Origin of the sequence: Acutalibacter caecimuris, from assembly GCF_034335085.1 — a bacterium.
GTDB classification, from domain to species: Bacteria; Bacillota; Clostridia; order Oscillospirales; family Acutalibacteraceae; genus Acutalibacter; species Acutalibacter caecimuris.
On the sequence record NZ_JAWXXJ010000074.1, the window covers coordinates 1 to 1,510 of the forward strand.

At 58.0% G+C, this 1,510-nt stretch carries 1 protein-coding gene; it reads right to left on the reverse strand.

Going from position 1 to position 1,510, the window contains the following annotated elements; all coding sequences use genetic code 11:
* Positions 1-1,379 (reverse strand): Ig-like domain-containing protein (locus U8U01_RS17185; protein WP_322176807.1); only part of this gene is annotated, 1,379 nt, incomplete at its 3' end.
* Between the last annotated feature and the right edge of the window lie 131 nt (positions 1,380-1,510).

The following is a 1,510-nucleotide window of genomic DNA, read 5'->3' on the forward strand; positions in this document are numbered from 1 at the left end:
ATAATATAGGTCTGGACGGCTAAATTCGCAAAGGTGAAATTCCCCACTTTGCCATTTATAGTGATATTTTTCGTATCGCCCACGCTCCAATAATTAGCGGCATTGCCCGAGGCCGCCACATCCTGGATGGTGGCCCAGCTGTTATCATTCAGCACCGTGGTGGGCAGGGTTACGGTCACGCTTACGGTCTGGCTGGCAGGGGCCGTGTGGTTCGTGCCAGCACCCACCGCTATGGTGATATTCACCGAGCCTTTCGCCTTTGCCGTCACCGTCACCTCGTTCCCGTCCACGCTCACCGTGGCTATGCTGGTATTGCCGGACGTAGCTGTTATGGCCCCGTCACCCGGCCTTGTTACCGTGATAACCCCCGACATAAGGGAGGCCCGCAGCTCCAGGCTGCTCTTGTCCAGGGTTATGCTGCCAGCTGCCGGGGCTATTGCCCAGCTTACCTCCTTGGCCTCCGTGCTGCCGTCCGGCCATTGATGGTTTTCGTCCGGGGTAAACTGTACCTTGTAGGTTCCGGCATTGGTGCCCGTCTGTGCCCCCGCAATAGCCATCTGCGCGGCGCTGTAGCCCGTAAAGGCCGGGGTTTGTTCCTCCCCGGTATAGGTGAGGCTGCCGCTCTGGCTGGGCACAGAGGCTATTGTGGCCCGCCCTATGGCCCAGGTGACATCCCGGCTGCCCACCGTGCCGTCCGGCCATTGGTAGTTGTTATCCAGGATAAAAATTGCCCCATACTCCCCGGCACCGATTCCGCTGGTGTCCCCGGCTAAAGTCATAATATCCGGCTGGTAGCCCTCCCAGGTGGGCGAATGGCTTTCCCCATTATATACCGGGGAATTGCTTTGGCTGGGCACCTCCACCTCTACACGGCCTATTGTCCAGAAGCTGCTCCGGCTTTCGTTGCCCCCGTTATCCGTCCAGTAGTAGCCCTGCTTGGGGGAAAATATGACCTCATAGGTGCCCGCATCCGCAGCCTCCTGGATACCGCTTATCAGCATGGCAGCAGGGTCAAAGCCATTCCAGACAGGCTTTTGCACTTCCCCGTTGTAGGTAAGGCTCCCAAACTGGTACGGCGTCCGGGGGATGCCACGGTCAACGGAAACGGACTCCTTCACTTCGTCCAGGAATTCATCCAGCGGCTGGCCGTCATAGGTAAAATTGGAAGCGTCCATCTCCGGCAGCTGGCTGGCGTCCACCTTGCCGTCCTCACCCAGCGCCGCCTTGTGTGCCTGCACATGGGCCAGGCTTTCCAGCATCGCCTCTATCAAGGGATTAAAAACCAGGGTGGCGCTGGCCGGGTCGCTGTCCTGCAGCTTGCGGATTGCGGCGGCCCTGTACTGCGGGTCTTTCGGTATCTTGTAATATTCCTCTGCCATTGCGCCCTCCCTTAAAATTCATCGTCAAACTCAAAGGTGAATTTTACATCCTCGTCCTTGCCCTTATTCAGGAATGTTTTCACCGCCGCCAGCTGCCCCTCTTCATCCACCAGCGCCATTTCGTTGATGTT